Raw genomic sequence first — 16,204 nt, forward strand, 5'->3', positions numbered from 1 at the left:
ACAAATTAGACTAAAGGATAAATGGAGTCTTAATTTGTTAAAAATCAGATGATTGATTCAAATGTTAAAAAAGCAAGTTAAAAGTATTTAATGCAATAATAATACATTCTATCTAACTAAAGAAAAAATACATTTAAGAAGTAGAAAAATTAGGTAAAAAATAAATTACCACCCATTATTTTCTGCAGTGATAGTATTAAAGAGGTTGGAATTCAAATCATGAAAAAAAGATGAAATAATTGAACGACTTTCTAGCAAGTCGTTTTTTATAATATCATCTTTAATAAGATTCACATTAGAGATTTCTCGGAATTCTGTGTAGTATTTGTAATAAATCTTCTTGATTTCAAATTTATATTTGTTATCTCTTAGTGAGATTTTAATATCGTATTTCAAGTCAGTTGGTAGATTTTTTATTTTCAAAAGTCTAATTGATTTCCCAGTAATTAGAAACGAATTTTCAGAATAGCTAGAATCTATGAGTGAAGATTCTGTGAAATAATTTTTGATCCAACTTCTTACATCATTTTTGAGCTGAACTTGATTTTTGTCTTTAACATCAATAACAAGTGCTTTAGGAAAATAATAGTTTTCAAAATCGAATTTTGGCAAATCTTTGGATTGACTAGTGGAATTTAATGTGAGAAAAACTGCTAATACTAGAAAATAGATTTTGGCCATAAAGCTTAGATATTAAGAAACGTAAATTTAACCATATATGTTGAAAGTGAAGCAAGAATAAATTATTAGATAATTATTTAACGCCTATGAATCTGGTTACAAAACCCTTTCCTTGATGAAAATCACCTTCAGTCAAATCAATTTCAAGCTCTTCACTGTGAATTTCAGATAAGTCTTTGAAATCATTTTTGACAGAATCTAGGTCGTAAAGCATATCCTTATTCTTCGGACCACCAGAGGTATACTGATCATTTAACTGCTTCGGATGAAAAGCTTCTAGAATAACAATTCCTCCAGGTTTCAATGAGTTGATAATATTTCTATGAAGTTTTAGTCTACTTTCTGGAGCTACATGTGCATAAATTAAAGCCACAAGATCATATTTTTCAAACTCAAATTGATAATCTTCAACTTTACTCAACTCATAAGTAATAGAGACATTATTGAGTTTGCATAGCTTCAAAGCTTTTTCCTTTCCTGATTCAGAAAAATCAAAGGCATCAACATTCCAGCCCTTTTGAGCAATATGACAAGCATTTCTACCTTCTCCTTCCATAGGAAAAAGAGCATTTCCTTTTATATTAATTTTTTCTAATTCAGATTTTAAAAAGGAATTTGGCTCAGTGCCATAAACATATTCTTCTTTAGCAAATCTTTCGTTCCAAAATTCTTTCATAGTCAAAAAAAGCCCGAGGCATTAACTTCGGGCATGTTAAATTTATATATAATTTCTCATTGCTTCTTTTAGATCATTGTCCCCGGAGATCATCTCAAATGATGTATTTTTTGTTCGTTCCAGTTCCAATGCGTAAACTAAAGCCTGGGCGACATCTTCTCTTGGGATTTCCCCCTCTTTCTTCAATTTTTGAGCAATTTCAACTTTATGATTACCCTTTTCATTTGTAAGCGCACCTGGCTGAACAATTGAATAAACCATATTGGATTCTCTTAAAAAATCATCTGCAGCTTTCTTAGCCTTTAAATAATTTTCTAAACCTTTTACACGACTTGGAGCATCTGTTCCCATAGAACTCAACATGACAAACTTCTGAAGTTTATTCGCTTTAGCTAACTCTATAGCTCTTATAGCTCCTTTCTGGTCTATCGCTATTGTTTTCTCATCACTTGTATCACCTCCGGATCCAGCTGCAAATATTACTTTATCCATACCTTTAAAGGCATCAGAAAAATCTTCTTCCAGGTCTCCAATTCTGGTTTCTATGCCTTGATTTTCAAAAAAAGGCTTCTGAATATCTTTTCTTATCATAGCGAATGGTTTAAAATCAGTAGAATCTCTTAAAATTTTTGAGATTATTCTTCCTGTTTTTCCATTGGCGCCTATCACTAATATATTTTGCATTTTGTTTGTTTTTAAGAATTCATTCAAAGCTATTTAATGCAACTTTAATTTTGATTAAAATCAAATTAAATCTTAGGCGGATTAAGTTAAATACTATTAATAATTCATTTGAATTCCAAATCATTAATCTTAGAAAAAACTAATAGATAAGAGTTAAAAATGTCCTCATTTTCAATATATTAATAAACTTTAACTTAAGTCAGGATGTTTTTATAATGCTCTTAGTAAGCTATTTTGTTATCAAATTTTATATTTCAATGAATCATTAAAAGATAAAATTATGGAAAAGAGAATAGCAATTTTAGCGACGAATGGATTTGAAAAAAGTGAATTATTCTCACCGAAAGAGGCTCTAGAAAAAGAGGGTTTTAGTGTAGATATAGTAAGTTTAGAAAAAGGAAAAATTAAAGGCTGGGAAGGTGCCAATTGGTCTGGTGAAATAGAAGTTGATCGTATCATAAACGAGGTAAGTGCAAAAGACTATAATGCTTTGGTATTACCAGGTGGTGTTATAAACCCTGATTTGCTTAGAAGAAATGAAAATGTTTTGGTATTTGTTAGAGACTTTTTTAAACAAAGTAAGCCAGTAGGTGCAATTTGCCATGCCGCATGGACTTTGATTAGTGCTGAAGTTGTTAAAGGCAGGACATTGACTTCTTTCAACTCCATCAAAAAAGATCTCGAAAATGCTGGAGCACTTTGGGTAGACCAAGAAGTTGTAGTAGATGAAGCATTAGTGACTTCAAGAAACCCTGACGATCTACCGGCTTTTAACGCTAAGATGATCGAAGAGATTAAAGAAGGTAAACACGATCTTCAACACGCCTAATTTTAGTTTCAATAATAGTAAAAGGCTGTTTGATAAATTTCAAACAGCCTTTTTTATTTTAGAAATATTTGCTTTTTGTAAGCCTTTTAAACTTTTTAAAAGAATCTTTTGTTGCTCAAATTGATTCAGAAAAAAGTTATTTCATTTTATCTAAACGTCTGACTTCTATTATTAACCATAAAAAGGGCATTCACAAAAAAGAGCTTTCCATTTTCCCAAAAAGAACGGAACATCACGTCATCTACCATATAAATGATGCTGCCACGTCCTAGTCGCTGTTCTCCAAACACTAAAGAATTAGAAATCTTTTTCATAGCTTCTTCTCCAGCAAAACCGCTTAAAGGTTTAGAGTAACCTTCAAGGTAAGCGACATTGTATCCCTTTTTAAGATGCTGATATGCTTCAGAACTTGTTTTAAGAGAAGCATAAGTATCCTCATAGCCAAAAGCTAATGGATGTGTATTATCAATTTTTACGTTAAAAATAGCTCCCGTAATATTTTCCTTGGTTCGTTCTTTTTCCCTTTCTGCGTAGGGGATAAGATTCACTTTTGTACTATCTTTCTCAGTTTCCACTTTGTCCAAGCCAAAACCTTTTTTACCTTCAAAAGTCGATAAGGCATTTCCCATGGCAATCATTTTTCCACCACTTTTTATCCATGTGGATAATGATTTTAATTGTTCATCCTTGAAAAGGGATGAATAACTACCATTAGGGAGAACTAAGATATCGTAATCTTCTAAATCTAAACTGCTGAAATCATCTGTAGAAATTGAGATGATAGGATAATTCAATTCCTGTTCAAAGAAATACCAAAGTGAGCCGTAACTGAGAGACGAGGTTCCTTTTCCTCTCAAAACAGTTATACGTTGTGGATGGATTTTTTTAATATCTGGCGAACCAAAATCTGTCCCTGAGTTAGAAAAACCAGTTTTTGAAGTTGACAATTCAACTTCAAATTCATTGGCCGTAGCGACCACCAAAGAGTCAAAATCAGCTTGCTGATTATTGGTTTTGGTGATGATCAAGCTTCCTCGTTCGTAAGAGCTGTTTTCTATTCTAAAAGGTTTTGTGGTTGCTCTCACGCTGATGTTATGCTTTAGAAGCTTTGCTAGGAATTTAGCATGCGCCAGGCTATTCCACTCAGAGATATAACCTACAGTTTTTTCTTTGATGTTTTGGTTTGAGAATTCATTTGTTGAAGCTTTTGTAATAATGTTTTCGCTTACGGTGTAAACGTCCACACCGTGAGCCAAAGCAAGATTCCAAGAAGTAATGTCGTAGGTGAGTGGTGTGCTTAATTCTGGATCAGCTTCAAATAAAACCCTTAGCATTTTTGCTTTTGGTTGATTGGCAGGTAAAACCAAAGCATTTTTAGATTCAAACTTGGTTTTAGAATTACTGTAAATATGCTTGCCTTTAAGTGAGTTTTCAGTAGAAACAGTATACTCGTAATCATGCTTATCAAAAAGTTGACTTAAAACCTTTAGTTTTTGTTCATCCCCAGCTAACACATAATAATCAAAATTAGGAGAATGTTTAAAGTATTTTTTGAATTCAGAATTGAGTTCATTAGCATTATCAGAAGCAATTTCTATGGTCGATAATCCGCTCATTACATGATGCTGAACTCGATCTTTGAGTGTTAGTTTGTAGCCTTCGTCTGTATTAATACCTAGACCAGCTCGGCCATTTCCAGCTTGTTCGTAAGTCATTCCTATGGCACCGTTGTAGGTAGGGTAGGTGTCACCGTAACTTGGATAAAACAAGTCAAAGCGTTCTCTTGTGAAGTAGGACCATGACTTTTCATCAAAAGCTTGGGCATTGTGTTTACCGATTTTGGTTTGGAATTCCTTTTGAAAATCTGTGATGACGTTATGAAAAGGCTCTGCAGCTGGTGCAAAATAATAAGGTGAATTGATGCTTTGCTCATGAAAATCTACATGCACATGGGGCATCCATTGGTTGTAAAGTTTTAAGCGCTGTTGGGTTTCCACTTGCGTTGCCCACATCCAATCTCTATTTAAGTCAAAAAGGTAGTGATTGGGTCTGCCGCCAGGCCATGGTTCGTTATGCTCTACCGCATCTTGGTACGGAGAATAGGGAGTAGCTTTCACTTGATTATACCAATTGACATAACGGTCACGACCATCTGGATTAACACTTGGATCAATGATAATAACTGTGTTTTTTAGGATGTCTCCACGTTTGGTTACTAGTTCATGCGCAGTTACCATTGCCGCTTCGGTGCTAGATGCTTCGTTACCGTGAACATTATAACTCAGCCAAACGATAGCGATATCAGAAGTAGAATCGCCATTTACGATTCCAGTTTGCTTTAGATGATTGGTTCTAATCTCTTCAAGCTTATTTAGGTTTTCTTCGGAAGAAACCACAGCATAGCTTAAGGTCCTGCGTTCGTTGGTTTTACCGTAGGAAGAAAATTTAAGGTTTGGGCTCTTTTTTGCTAAATGAGTAAAATAATTGACAACCTGGTGATGCCGAGTAAATTCTGTGCCAATGGTATAGCCTTGAAATGCTTCTGGAGATTGTACAGAATCCTGAGCATGGTAAACACCAGATAAACAAAAAATGAATAATAGCGTAAAATTGAATTTCATGTGATAAGAGTTTGCCGTAAATTTAATAGAAAACTCTCAACAACCCCGTGTATTCAATTTTAATTGAATTACTTATTTCTTTACTCCTGCTTGTTTTACTTTCATTTTTTCCATTTCAGATTTGTGATAATCTACAGGACTCCCAAAAGCCATCTGGAAAGCATGTTTTGGTGATTTTGCTTTTGTTAGGTCTTTAAAGAGAGCTATCCATTCGTGAAATACAAGTGTAAATGGGTTGTAAGTCTTAACTGGTTTCGTTATTCCGTAAACTGGTTTTTCAACTTCAGGTTCAAATGTTCCAAAAATTCTATCCCAAATGATTAAAGTTGAACCGTAATTTTTGTCTAAATATTGTTCATTTTTAGAATGATGAACTCTGTGGTGAGAAGGAGTTGTGAAAATATATTCAATAGGTTTAGGTAATTTTTTGATATATTCTGTATGTATCCAGAATTGATATAACACTTCGACTTGGTGAACTACCAAAAACACGATTGGATGAAATCCCATCAAAATTACTGGTAAAAAGAAAATTATTTTTAAATTTTGAGTCCAAGATAGTCTAAAAGAAGTAGAAAGGTTATAGTACTCAGAGTTGTGATGAACTACGTGTGTTGACCACCAGAAGCGCTGCTCATGAGCAATTCTGTGTGACCAGTATCTGACAAAATCCAAAGCAAAAAAACAAAGTACAAAAGACCACCACGTCATAGGTATCTCAAAAGGAGTAAGGTTGTAAAAAAACAAGAAAAAGGCAAAAACGCCTAATTTCATAACTCCATTGAGAAGAATATTTACAACACCAATAAAAGTGGAAGCCATAAAGTCTTTCCCTTCATACAATTTTTTGTTTTGTCTGTAACTAAAATAAGATTCTAAAGCTACTAGGGTAAACATCACAGGAGCAGCAATCCATATAATTGTTGTAAAATCTAAGTTTGCTACATCCTCTAAACTTATTTTAACCTTATCCATCTATACTTTTTTTGCAAACATAATTAATGCAGGGAATTATCTATAAATTTTATACTTATTTTACGTGCATTGGCTCAATATTTAAAAACGTTCAATAATCTGAAAAATTGATAGTAATCCGTAAAAAAATATAATGATTACTTTTTATTAAGGACTTGAAGTGCTTCTATCAAGTTGCTAATCTCAAGATAAAGTTCTTTACGGTAAGTTACTAAGTCTTCTTGATTTTTGATTTGAGAATTTTCTATATTGAGTGCAGAATCAGATAAAGAACTAGCACCAAGGTTGAGAGCCGTACCTTTAACTTTATGAGCTAGTTTTTTGAGTTGATCTTCGTTCTCCACTTCTTCTAAATTTTCTAAAGCTTCACTAAGAGTATCATTGGCAAGTTTTATGAGTTCATTAAAAAACTTTTCGTTATGTCCGATCATTTCCATGAGATGAGTTTTATCAAACCCACTTTCTTTATTGCCCTCTATATTTGGTTCTGTCTCTTTCTTAAGGTTTAAATCTTTTACTGATTGATCTTTTTCAGGCCCATATTTCAAAATAATATTCTTAATAGACTCTTGTAATATTGGTTTTGAAATGTAGTCATTCATGCCAGCTTCAATACATTTTTCCTTAGTTCCTTTTACTGTTCCAGCTGTAATCGCAATTATAGGAGTTGTCCTGCCCTTTTTTTCTTTTCTGATAGCTTCTGCTAGTTCATAACCATTCATGTTTGGCATTTGAATATCAGAAAACACTACATCTGGCGAATATTTTTTAAATAAGTTGAGTGCTTTAAGACCATCCTCCGCTTCGTAGATATTTACGTTATAATAAATATTTTTCAAGTAAGATTTTATCAATTCCATATTGATAAGATTATCTTCTGCAATCAAAAACTTAAGGCCTTCAGTTCCTTCTATAGTTTTTAAATTATTATTATCTTGATTTTCAATACTTTGCGTCTCTTGTTGATTTGTTACAATTCTCAAAAGATCAATTTTCTTTATCGGTTTGACTAAAACTTGCTTAAAACACTTCTTTAAATTTATTTCTTCTGTAATATCATTTGAATTCGATTTTTTGAGTAGAACGAAACGAACATTTTTAGATTTTATATGTGTCTTTAATCTAGATGTGAGATTACAAGACTCCCTAACTGATTCTTTTTGGTTTATAAAAATAATTTGAGGAGATAACTCTACTAATTTTTTTGATGCAAAATCTAAATCGCTTGCATAGTCAGTTTTTACATTATAATTTTTTAAATGGCTATTGATGATTTCAAAATGTTCTGGTACGGATGAGACCACAAGAATATTCGTAAGATTTTCTATACTTTGTTTTTGTGTTTTCATGTTATTTTCAGAACGTAAAGAAATCTCAAAATAAAATTCACTTCCTTGATTTATTTTACTTCGCAATCTCAGTTTACTATTCATCAAATTTAAAATCTTATCTGTAATTGCTAAACCTAATCCTGTACCTCCATATTTTTTGGTTACAGAAGTGTCTTCTTGGATAAATGCATTGAATATTTTCTTCTGATTTTCTTTAGCTATACCTATTCCAGTGTCTTCAACAGAAAATAATAAATTAGTGAGGTGGTTTGCTTTGTTTTTACGTGAGATTTTGAGCTTTACAAAACCTTTATTAGTGAACTTGATAGCATTGTTGAGTAGATTCATGAGAATTTGTTTTATTCTCACTCCATCTATCCATACGTAATCAGGTACTTTGTCATCGATTACTAATATCAATTCTAAGCCTTTTTTATGGGCCTCGTATTTTGTAAGATCTACAACTTCTTCAGCAATCTTTAGTAAACTTGTTTTAGCAGTATCGAGTTGGAGTTTCCCGGATTCTATTTTGGAGAAATCCAATACATCATTAATTAAATCCAAAAGAATATTTGCAGACTGAAACACCGTTTTCATGTATTGATGCTGAACATCATTCAAAGGAGTTTTCATCAATAAATCTGAAAAGCCGATGACTCCATTGAGGGGAGTTCTTATCTCATGACTCATATTTGCCACAAATTCTGACTTTGCCTGGCTCGCTTTTATGGCTTCTGTTTTAGAATTTTTCAATTTCTTTTCTATAATCTTCTGCTCAGTGACATCTTGAAGTGTAGATATGACAATTCTATTACCATTTTTATCAAAGTGAATAAGTCCGTTAATGACTACAGTTATGAAATCACCAGCTTTAGTCTTTAAAACTTTTTCAACAGGGCCTGTTTTCTTTAAATTTTTGAGATTCTGAATTTCTTGACTGTCTCTATAAGTGGTTTTCTTTTCTGGGGTTATCGCCCAAATACTCATGCCAAGAATTTCTTCTTCAGTATATCCGATCATGTCCTGCATTGCTTTGTTGACATCTAAGAATTTACCAGAAGTAAATTCAGTAATAACTATACCTACTGGTGAAAGTTCAAAAATATTCTTGAACTGTTGCACATTTTGCTTGAGATCCTTTTCAAGTGCTTTCTTATCTGATATATCTTGGTGAGTTCCAAACATCCATTCAGGGTTTCCATCATCTGTCCACGATATAACCTTTCCTTTGTCAAGAACCCAAATCCAGTTTCCATTTTTATGCTTGAGTCTAAGTTCTTTTTGATAAAAAACTGTTCTTCCCTTAAAGTGTTCTTCTAATGCCTTGTTACTTTCTTTTAAGTCCTCGGGGTGTGTTGATTTATTCCAGACGTCTATTGAATTGACTAATGGTATTTCCTTTGTTGTGTAACCCAACATTTCAACAAATCGAGAGTTGAATACGGCTTCACCAGTTTGTACATTCCACTCCCAAGTTCCCAAGTTTGCGGCATTGATAATATTGTTTAATCGTTCTCTCTCTTGCTTTAGTTTTTCTTTAGTTTTTTTTACTTCAGTAATGTCTTGGAAAGAGCCATAAACTCCTACACACTCTCCATCTACTATCTCTGGCTGTATATTTACAAGAGCCCAGAGAGGTCTTTTTTTTGCAGTAATAATTTCAAATTCGCCAGTGTAAGAAGTGTTATTTTTTATGCTTTCAACCATTTTTTCAGTCATCAAATCCTTACTTTTGCCATCCTTAAAAAAAGCTAAAGTTTCTTCTAAAGTAGGCTGAATGTGACTGTCTATCTCAGCAATTTTTTTAAGAATTGGTGTCCAGAATAATTCTCTTTTCTTTACATCGTACCTCCAGCCACCAACCTTTGCTAAGCTTTCAGCTTCATAAAATAAATTGTTGATGAGTTTAAGTTTTCTTTCAGTTTTCTTGCGATCGCTTACCTCTCTTATGACGCATAGAATTTCTGTGCTTTCATTTTCACTTTGTATGACATTTACGTTCATGTTAAACCATCTCTGGGTGCCATCGCTTGTAAGGTCATATTCTATTGGTATGCTGGAATGGTAGAGTTTACTTGCTTTTACTGCCAACTTGATTTTATGAGCTATCTTGTCGATAGCTTCTATCTCATCTATATTTTTTCCTGTAAGGTCTGTTTTTTCAAAGAGTAAATTTTTCTCTTTACCATAAAATTCAATAAAGTTTAAATTTGAATCTAAAAGAAAGACTAAATCACCTGTATTATTAAGTAAGGTTTGGAATCGGCTTTTACCCTGGGATATGTTATTATTAACGTCTTTAAGCTCTTGTCTTTCTTTGTGAGCAATAATTTTATCCATTACTTCTTCAGAAAGCTGCTTAAGGATTTGTAGCTGGGAAGGGCTCAATGTTTGAGTTTCAGGATCGAAAACACATAAAGTTCCAATGGAATATCCGTCTGGATCTACAATAGATTTTCCAGCGTAAAAATTGATATTATGTTTTTTAAGATATTTGATTTTTCTATCATTGCCATCCAATTTTGAAACATCATAAATTACTTCTACTTCTGAAGGATTTTCAATAACAATGTCACAAAAGGAATCTTCTTTAGATATTTCATCTTGATTAAAATTAAAACTTGATTTTATCCAAAATCTATCTTTATCTAAAATACTCAACGTAGCTTGAGAACAATTACAAACTTTGGCAGCTATTTCTGCTAATCTATCAAAACCAGGATCTTGATTAGAATCTAAGATGCTGTATTTATCTATTGCCTTAAGTCTATCTTTTCTCATATAGTAAATTGGTCAGCCTAAAGGTAGTTAATATAGTGAAGTAATTTTTAAAAACAAAAGGTGATTAATTGATATTAATCACCTTTTGGATAATAAAAACTTATTGTATTAAAAATCAGATAATTGTTAGGTTTTCACTTAAAGTGGTTATGAATTTTTTAATAGGATTTTTTATCATCATCGCCATCATGCTATTGAATTCGCCTTCAAAAATGAGCTGTACTTCGGATTCTTTATCTCCTTTTGCTTCTATTTTTCCTCGAAGTGTAAACGGAAGTTTATCACTTGCCGCAGCTAAAACCACAAGATGGTCTGGTTCAGTTTTATCAAGTTTTAATTTTATAGCTGGCATTCCTTTAAGCTGAAAAAGAAAGCTTTCTTCAGAAAGCAATTCAAATTTTTCGATACTTTCAGGCATTAATTTTTCGAAATTTTCTACATTTTTTAAAAATTCAAAAGTTTCTTTTTGACTTTTTGCAACAATTTTCTTTTCGCTTTCTATATACATAGTTAGTGTTTCCAGTTGGCAGGATCTTTTCGCCAAGTTTTTAGTAATTCAAATTCAGTTTCGTTAAGGTAATTGGTATTATAAGCTTTTTTAAGTAGAATTTTATAATTAGAAAGAGTGTACACGTCTAAATATTCATCTTTAAATAAAGTCTCAGATTCTTCGAAGCCATAAGTGAAAATCGCCATCATGCCTTTCACATGAGCCTGACCTTCATCTTTCAAAGCTTTTACGGCATTCATGCTGCTTTTTCCAGTGCTTATGAGGTCTTCTATCACTACCACATTGGCATGGGGATTAAGCTTTCCTTCGATTTGATTTTGACGTCCGTGTTTTTTGGGTTCAGGTCTCACATAAACAAACGGCAGACCCAAATAATCCGCAATAATAGCTCCTATGCCAATGGCTCCAGTAGCAACACCAGCAATAGCATCTGGTTTTCCAAAAAGGGTTTCGATAGGTTTTGCAAGTTCAGAAACAATATAATTTCTGATTGTGGGGTAGGAGAGAACTATTCTATTATCGCAATAAATAGGAGACTTTATGCCACTTGCCCATGTAAAGGGCTTTTGTGGATTTAATTTTATTGCGTTAATTTGCAGTAAAAGTTCTGCTGTTTTATAAGCCTTGTTTTCATCTAAAATCATAATTACAAATGTATAAAGTTTTCGTCAATGACGTGCCAATTATATTGTCCACTCAAGAAAATATAGGTTCAAATTATACCAATATACCAATTAAAAAGGCAAAAATAAAACAACTTATTCGCAAAATAGAATCTGGCGATCTTCTTTACTTGAATCTTTATCATAAGAAAGAGCACAAACTTTTAAAACACCTCAAAAGGAAACTAAAAGTAATAATTGCTGGAGGAGGTTTGGTATATAATTCCAACAATGAAATTCTTTTTATTTACCGCAACAAAAAATGGGATTTACCTAAAGGTAAAGCCGAAAAAGGAGAAAATATAGAAGAAACAGCTCTTCGTGAAGTTGAAGAAGAAACTCATGTTGAAGGTTTGGAAATTGTCTCTTTTCTTCAAACTACTTACCATATCATCAATCGGAATGATAAATATAAGCTCAAGGAAACCCACTGGTATCAAATGAAAACAGATTACACTGGTGACCTCATTCCAGAACTTTCAGAAGGAATAAAAAAAGCAAAGTGGAAAGACTTCGAGAAAACTCAAAAAGCTCTCAAGAAATCTTATGCCAACATCAAACTTTTGTTTCCCAAGGAATATCTAGTTCAGCACCCGAACGATAGGATAAGTTAAATGAGCTGCTTCATAGTGTTTAGAGCGCTTGTGAATCCAGTCTAGTTGCGCATACCAATTTCCTGCAAATTCAGCATCAGTTTTTCGTTTTTCCTCAAACTCAGCTTTCAGTTTAGGATTATTTTCAAAAATTTCTACAGCCAAATCTTCAAAAACATAGGGAGAAAAATTTTCCTTCTTTTGTAGAATGCTATCGAAGAAATTCCAATTGAAAAACGAATCTACCGCAATAGGTTCCAAAGTTTCAATAAGGTAGCGTATTCCAGGTTGATCAGCTTTTACCAAAACGTCTCCACGAGAGTACATTCGTTTTACTTTTTTAGAACTCACTTTAGTATCAGAATGCAAGTAATGACCTTCGTAAGCAGAAGTTCTTGTTTTAAAGTCTTCAATTCGATATTCCTCAACCTCAACTACCGTATCACCCCAAAAACGATTATAAGATATATTATTCCATTTCAGTAATTCAATAACTTTAAACCACTGTTTTGGGATAATGTATGCCTCAGGAATGGTAACAGAATCTGTTGGTTTAAATTGATTGTAATACTTCACTTCCTCTTCAAAAGGTTTATCTCTTCTGAATTTTATTCTCGGTAGATTAGTGATTTCGCTAGTTAAATTTTCTAACTCATAACCAAGAAAATTGAAGCGTCTATAGTTTGAAGTATCTACCTGAAAGTTGAGCGGATAGGTATCAGCTTCAGAATACATCTGAAAGTTTTGCTCTCTAGCTTCTTGGATTTTGGCTTTCTGATTATGAGAGACATTTACAAGTGTTTTTAGCATTTCAAAAGTGCCTTCCACACGCTTTGGATAAGGTTTGAGCATATGAGTTTCTATCATGAGTCCTAAAGAATTCCATAAAGAGGTGTAGCCAGAAGAGTACCTAGGTGAATCGTTGAACTGAGTAAAACCATTCTTAGGACTTTCATTGTTAACATTCACATAAGGTGTGATTTCCCAATCTTTTTCACTCAATTCATTTTCAACTGCAGGGATAAACTCATTTTCCAAATGCTCACTCAATTTACCACCAAGCTTGTTATGCTGAGTAAAAAGATGTGTGAGCGTATATTGATAATCTGCACCATTACTCACGTGAGTATCTACAAAAACATCTGGATTTACCTGATGAAAAATAATATAGAAGGCTTTACTATTCTTAGTGTCAGATTTTATAAAATCTCTATTTAAGTCAAAGTTTCTTGCATTTCCCCGGAAGCCGTAAGCAGCTGGACCATTCTGATTGGTTCTTGAGGTTGAGTTTCTGTTCAAAGCGCCTCCGATATTATAAACAGGAATAGAGTATAATTCAACATCATGTGGCAATACCCATTCATTATTGGACAAAGCTTTAAAGAGAAGCATTGTAGCATCAATCCCATCAGATTCCCCAGGATGAATTCCGTTGTTGATTAAAATTTTCAAGGAGTTTTCTTTGAGTTCGTTTGGAGTAAACTTTACCAAATGAAGTGGTTCCCCATGATCTGTTTCATAGATTTCTTCCAAAGATATTCTATCATCTTTTTCAGATAGAAATTCATAAAACTTAATCACTTCTTTATAAGTAGAAGTCGAATCTCCATTGGAGCGTTCGAAGGCAATCTCAAATTTTTCGGGAGTTACTTCAGAAGTATCTTTTTTTGAAGAGGATTCGCAAGCAAAAAAGAGAATTGAAACAGGAAGTATGAACCAGTATTTTAACATTAGTATTTTTTTAGAATTATACCTTTTTAATTCGATTACATTTGAATTTTTAAAAATAAGCACTTGAAACAGTTTAACATCATGTTCTTTTTAATTTCGGGAATAATTTTTTCTCAAACTCAAAAAGATACAACAGCATTAAAAGAAGTAAAGCTCAACACTTCACTTGATATTGAGAAAGCTTATCAAGGAGAAGCTAACGTTTCTTTCTTAAAACAAGAGGAATTATTACAGTCCAATCAAACCACAATCACTCCAATTTTAAATAAAATTCCCGGAGTTTACATGCAACAAGGTGGCCTTAATACCACTAAAATTAATATTCGTGGGATAGGAGCGAGAGCACAATACGAAACTAATAGAGTGAAATTGTATTACAATAATATTCCATTAACCACAGCCAATGGAACTTCTATTTTACACGATATTGATTTGACTACTATTTCTGAAGTGAAAGTCATAAAAGGACCACAAGCTACAGAATTTGGTGCTGGGCTTGGAGGAGTTATACAGTTGACATCTGTATTAAGAGATCAAAATTATGCAGAATCGGAATTACTCTTTGGTAGCTTTGACCTATTAAAGCAAAATTATTCTTTGAATGTTGCTGAAGGGAATAAAAAAATCAACCTGACTTATAACAATCTCAGTTCAGGAGGTTTCAGGGATAACAGCAATTATCAGCGAGAATCTTATTTTCTAAATTCTGAATGGAATTTATCAAATTCTTCTAAGTTAAAATTGGTCGGCCAAGTTGTGCAACTCAAAGGTTATATACCAAGCTCGCTGAATCGAACAGATCTAGAAGAGAATCCTACTAAAGCAGCCTTTACATGGGGACAGGCTAGAGGATTTGAATCTTATACTCGAGGTGTTTTTGGAGTAAATTTTTCTAATCAGTTAACTTCTGACATTAAACAAAACACGGCTGTTTTTGTAAATATAAGAGACGCTTTTGAACCAAGACCTTTTGATATTCTGGAAGAAAAAAATAGTGGAATTGGGTTGAGACATACTTCTGAAATTGATTTAGAATTATTTGGTTTCTCTTCAAAGTTCAATATTGGAGGTGAATTCCTAAGAGATAATTTTGATGTTTCTACTTCAGAAAATCGATATGAAGAAAATAATGGTCAGGGTTATCTTCAAGGAAGTTTACTTTCAGATTTAACTCAAAATCGACAATATATAGAAGGTTTTGCTACATTAAATATAACTTTCAATAGTTATTTTAATGTAAAGTTTGGTCTGGCCACCAATAAAACATCTTACGAAATTGAAGATTTATTCTCTAGTCCAGAAAATTCTCAGACAGGAGATTATAGTTATGACCAAGTTTGGTTGCCAAATTTAGTCAGTACTTATTCTTTTAATGAAAGACAAAAAATTTCAGCATCTGTAAGCAAAGGATTCTCGGTCCCGACTGTAGAACAAAGCCTTACTGAAGAGGGTGTTTTTAATACTGATTTAGCTCCAGAAAAAGGCTGGAATTACGAGATTGGCTATAAAGCTAAATGGTTCGGTGATAAATTATTTACAGAAGTCAGCGCTTACTATATGGATGTAGAAAATTTACTTGTAGCAAGGCGAGTATCCGAAGATCGTTTTGTTGGGATCAATGCAGGTTCAACCTCTCATCCTGGTATTGAGTTTTCCTTCAAATCAAACTTAAATTATAAGTCATGGCTTAAAATGCAACCCTACGTGAACGGTAGTATCAATTTCTATAAATTTGATGAGTTTGTAGATCAAGGGGCATCGTTTTCAGGAAATGATTTAACTGGGGTACCATCAAGTCAATTCACTTTTGGATTGGACGCACAAATAACTGATAAGTTTTTCTTTTACTTTCAAACCAATGCCATTTCTGAAATTCCAGTAAACGATGCGAACACGGTTTTTGCTGATGCTTACGCATTTACTAATCTGAAAGTTGAATACAGATTTCCTATTTTTGATAGATTGTCAGCTAAAGTAAATTTTGGAATAAATAATGTTTTCAATGAAAAATACGCTTCAAGTATTGTAACCAATGCTATAGGTTTTGGAGGTAGTGAGCCAAGGTATTTCTATCCCGGCGAACCTAGAAATTACTTTGGAAGTTTTGCTTTAAATTATACATTTTAAGT

12 protein-coding genes are annotated in these 16,204 nt (G+C 33.0%); 3 read left to right on the top strand and 9 right to left on the bottom strand.

From position 1 onward, the window contains the following. Positions 1-165 precede the first annotated feature (165 nt). The 3 genes from ACFQ0R_RS11090 to ACFQ0R_RS11100 form a co-directional block, all read right to left on the bottom strand. Positions 166-681: a DUF4468 domain-containing protein gene (locus tag ACFQ0R_RS11090; protein WP_379658445.1), complete on the bottom strand. Its 516-nt coding sequence runs from the start codon at positions 679-681 to the stop codon at positions 166-168. A 73-nt stretch (positions 682-754) separates the two neighbouring features. Further along, on the bottom strand, positions 755-1,357 hold the full coding sequence (locus ACFQ0R_RS11095) for a class I SAM-dependent methyltransferase (RefSeq protein ID WP_379658446.1): 603 nt from the start codon (positions 1,355-1,357) through the stop codon (positions 755-757). Between the two features lie 42 nt (positions 1,358-1,399). After that, entirely contained in the window at positions 1,400-2,041 is a 642-nt protein-coding gene (locus ACFQ0R_RS11100; protein WP_379658447.1) for an SDR family oxidoreductase, read from the bottom strand. A gap of 280 nt (positions 2,042-2,321) precedes the next feature. Between ACFQ0R_RS11100 and ACFQ0R_RS11105 the strand changes: the two genes are divergently transcribed. Beyond that, positions 2,322-2,870: a type 1 glutamine amidotransferase domain-containing protein gene (locus ACFQ0R_RS11105; RefSeq protein WP_379658448.1), complete on the top strand. Its 549-nt coding sequence runs from the start codon at positions 2,322-2,324 to the stop codon at positions 2,868-2,870. Positions 2,871-3,016: 146 nt separating this feature from the next. Here the strand turns inward: ACFQ0R_RS11105 and ACFQ0R_RS11110 are convergent, their stop codons facing one another. From ACFQ0R_RS11110 to pyrE, 5 genes are all read right to left on the bottom strand, one after another. Next, positions 3,017-5,491 (bottom strand): M14 metallopeptidase family protein, encoded by a 2,475-nt coding sequence (locus tag ACFQ0R_RS11110; protein ID WP_379658449.1) that lies wholly within the window; start codon positions 5,489-5,491, stop codon positions 3,017-3,019. 72 nt (positions 5,492-5,563) lie between these two features. After that, positions 5,564-6,466 (bottom strand): sterol desaturase family protein, encoded by a 903-nt coding sequence (locus ACFQ0R_RS11115; protein ID WP_379658450.1) that lies wholly within the window; start codon positions 6,464-6,466, stop codon positions 5,564-5,566. A 137-nt stretch (positions 6,467-6,603) separates the two neighbouring features. After that, complete coding sequence (locus ACFQ0R_RS11120; RefSeq protein ID WP_379658451.1) at positions 6,604-10,578, bottom strand: PAS domain S-box protein; 3,975 nt, start codon at positions 10,576-10,578, stop codon at positions 6,604-6,606. Positions 10,579-10,693: 115 nt separating this feature from the next. Continuing rightward, the gene (locus ACFQ0R_RS11125; RefSeq protein ID WP_379658452.1) at positions 10,694-11,086 is read right to left on the bottom strand and encodes an SRPBCC family protein; all 393 of its coding nucleotides are present in this window, start codon (positions 11,084-11,086) and stop codon (positions 10,694-10,696) included. Between the two features lie 2 nt (positions 11,087-11,088). Then, positions 11,089-11,733 (bottom strand): orotate phosphoribosyltransferase, encoded by a 645-nt coding sequence (gene pyrE / locus ACFQ0R_RS11130; RefSeq protein ID WP_379658453.1) that lies wholly within the window; start codon positions 11,731-11,733, stop codon positions 11,089-11,091. Between the two features lie 8 nt (positions 11,734-11,741). On the opposite strand from pyrE, the gene ACFQ0R_RS11135 reads away from it, so the two are divergent. Continuing rightward, a complete protein-coding gene (locus ACFQ0R_RS11135; protein WP_379658454.1) occupies positions 11,742-12,365 on the top strand; it encodes an NUDIX hydrolase in 624 nt (207 codons plus the stop codon). On the opposite strand, the gene ACFQ0R_RS11140 is transcribed toward ACFQ0R_RS11135, so the two are convergent. Further along, complete coding sequence (locus ACFQ0R_RS11140; protein ID WP_379658455.1) at positions 12,333-14,075, bottom strand: M14 family metallopeptidase; 1,743 nt, start codon at positions 14,073-14,075, stop codon at positions 12,333-12,335. The two genes, ACFQ0R_RS11135 and ACFQ0R_RS11140, sit on opposite strands and share 33 nt — an antisense overlap. Before the next feature lie 63 nt (positions 14,076-14,138). On the opposite strand from ACFQ0R_RS11140, the gene ACFQ0R_RS11145 reads away from it, so the two are divergent. Next, the gene (locus ACFQ0R_RS11145; RefSeq protein WP_379658456.1) at positions 14,139-16,202 is read left to right on the top strand and encodes a TonB-dependent receptor; all 2,064 of its coding nucleotides are present in this window, start codon (positions 14,139-14,141) and stop codon (positions 16,200-16,202) included. Positions 16,203-16,204 lie beyond the last annotated feature (2 nt).

Origin of the sequence: Psychroflexus salinarum, from assembly GCF_042677225.1 — a bacterium.
Lineage (GTDB): Bacteria > Bacteroidota > Bacteroidia > Flavobacteriales > Flavobacteriaceae > Psychroflexus > Psychroflexus salinarum.

What these genes read in the sequence shown, in the direction of transcription:
- ACFQ0R_RS11090 (WP_379658445.1), bottom strand. Translation starts at nt 681, where the DNA reads ATGGCCAAAATCTATTTTCTAGTATTAGCAGTTTTTCTCACATTAAAT.
- ACFQ0R_RS11100 (WP_379658447.1), bottom strand. Translation starts at nt 2,041, where the DNA reads ATGCAAAATATATTAGTGATAGGCGCCAATGGAAAAACAGGAAGAATA.
- ACFQ0R_RS11140 (WP_379658455.1), bottom strand. Translation starts at nt 14,075, where the DNA reads ATGTTAAAATACTGGTTCATACTTCCTGTTTCAATTCTCTTTTTTGCT.
- ACFQ0R_RS11105 (WP_379658448.1), top strand. Translation starts at nt 2,322, where the DNA reads ATGGAAAAGAGAATAGCAATTTTAGCGACGAATGGATTTGAAAAAAGT.
- ACFQ0R_RS11135 (WP_379658454.1), top strand. Translation starts at nt 11,742, where the DNA reads ATGTATAAAGTTTTCGTCAATGACGTGCCAATTATATTGTCCACTCAA.
- ACFQ0R_RS11110 (WP_379658449.1), bottom strand. Translation starts at nt 5,491, where the DNA reads ATGAAATTCAATTTTACGCTATTATTCATTTTTTGTTTATCTGGTGTT.
- ACFQ0R_RS11115 (WP_379658450.1), bottom strand. Translation starts at nt 6,466, where the DNA reads ATGGATAAGGTTAAAATAAGTTTAGAGGATGTAGCAAACTTAGATTTT.
- ACFQ0R_RS11125 (WP_379658452.1), bottom strand. Translation starts at nt 11,086, where the DNA reads ATGTATATAGAAAGCGAAAAGAAAATTGTTGCAAAAAGTCAAAAAGAA.
- pyrE (WP_379658453.1), bottom strand. Translation starts at nt 11,733, where the DNA reads ATGATTTTAGATGAAAACAAGGCTTATAAAACAGCAGAACTTTTACTG.
- ACFQ0R_RS11095 (WP_379658446.1), bottom strand. Translation starts at nt 1,357, where the DNA reads ATGAAAGAATTTTGGAACGAAAGATTTGCTAAAGAAGAATATGTTTAT.
- ACFQ0R_RS11120 (WP_379658451.1), bottom strand. Translation starts at nt 10,578, where the DNA reads ATGAGAAAAGATAGACTTAAGGCAATAGATAAATACAGCATCTTAGAT.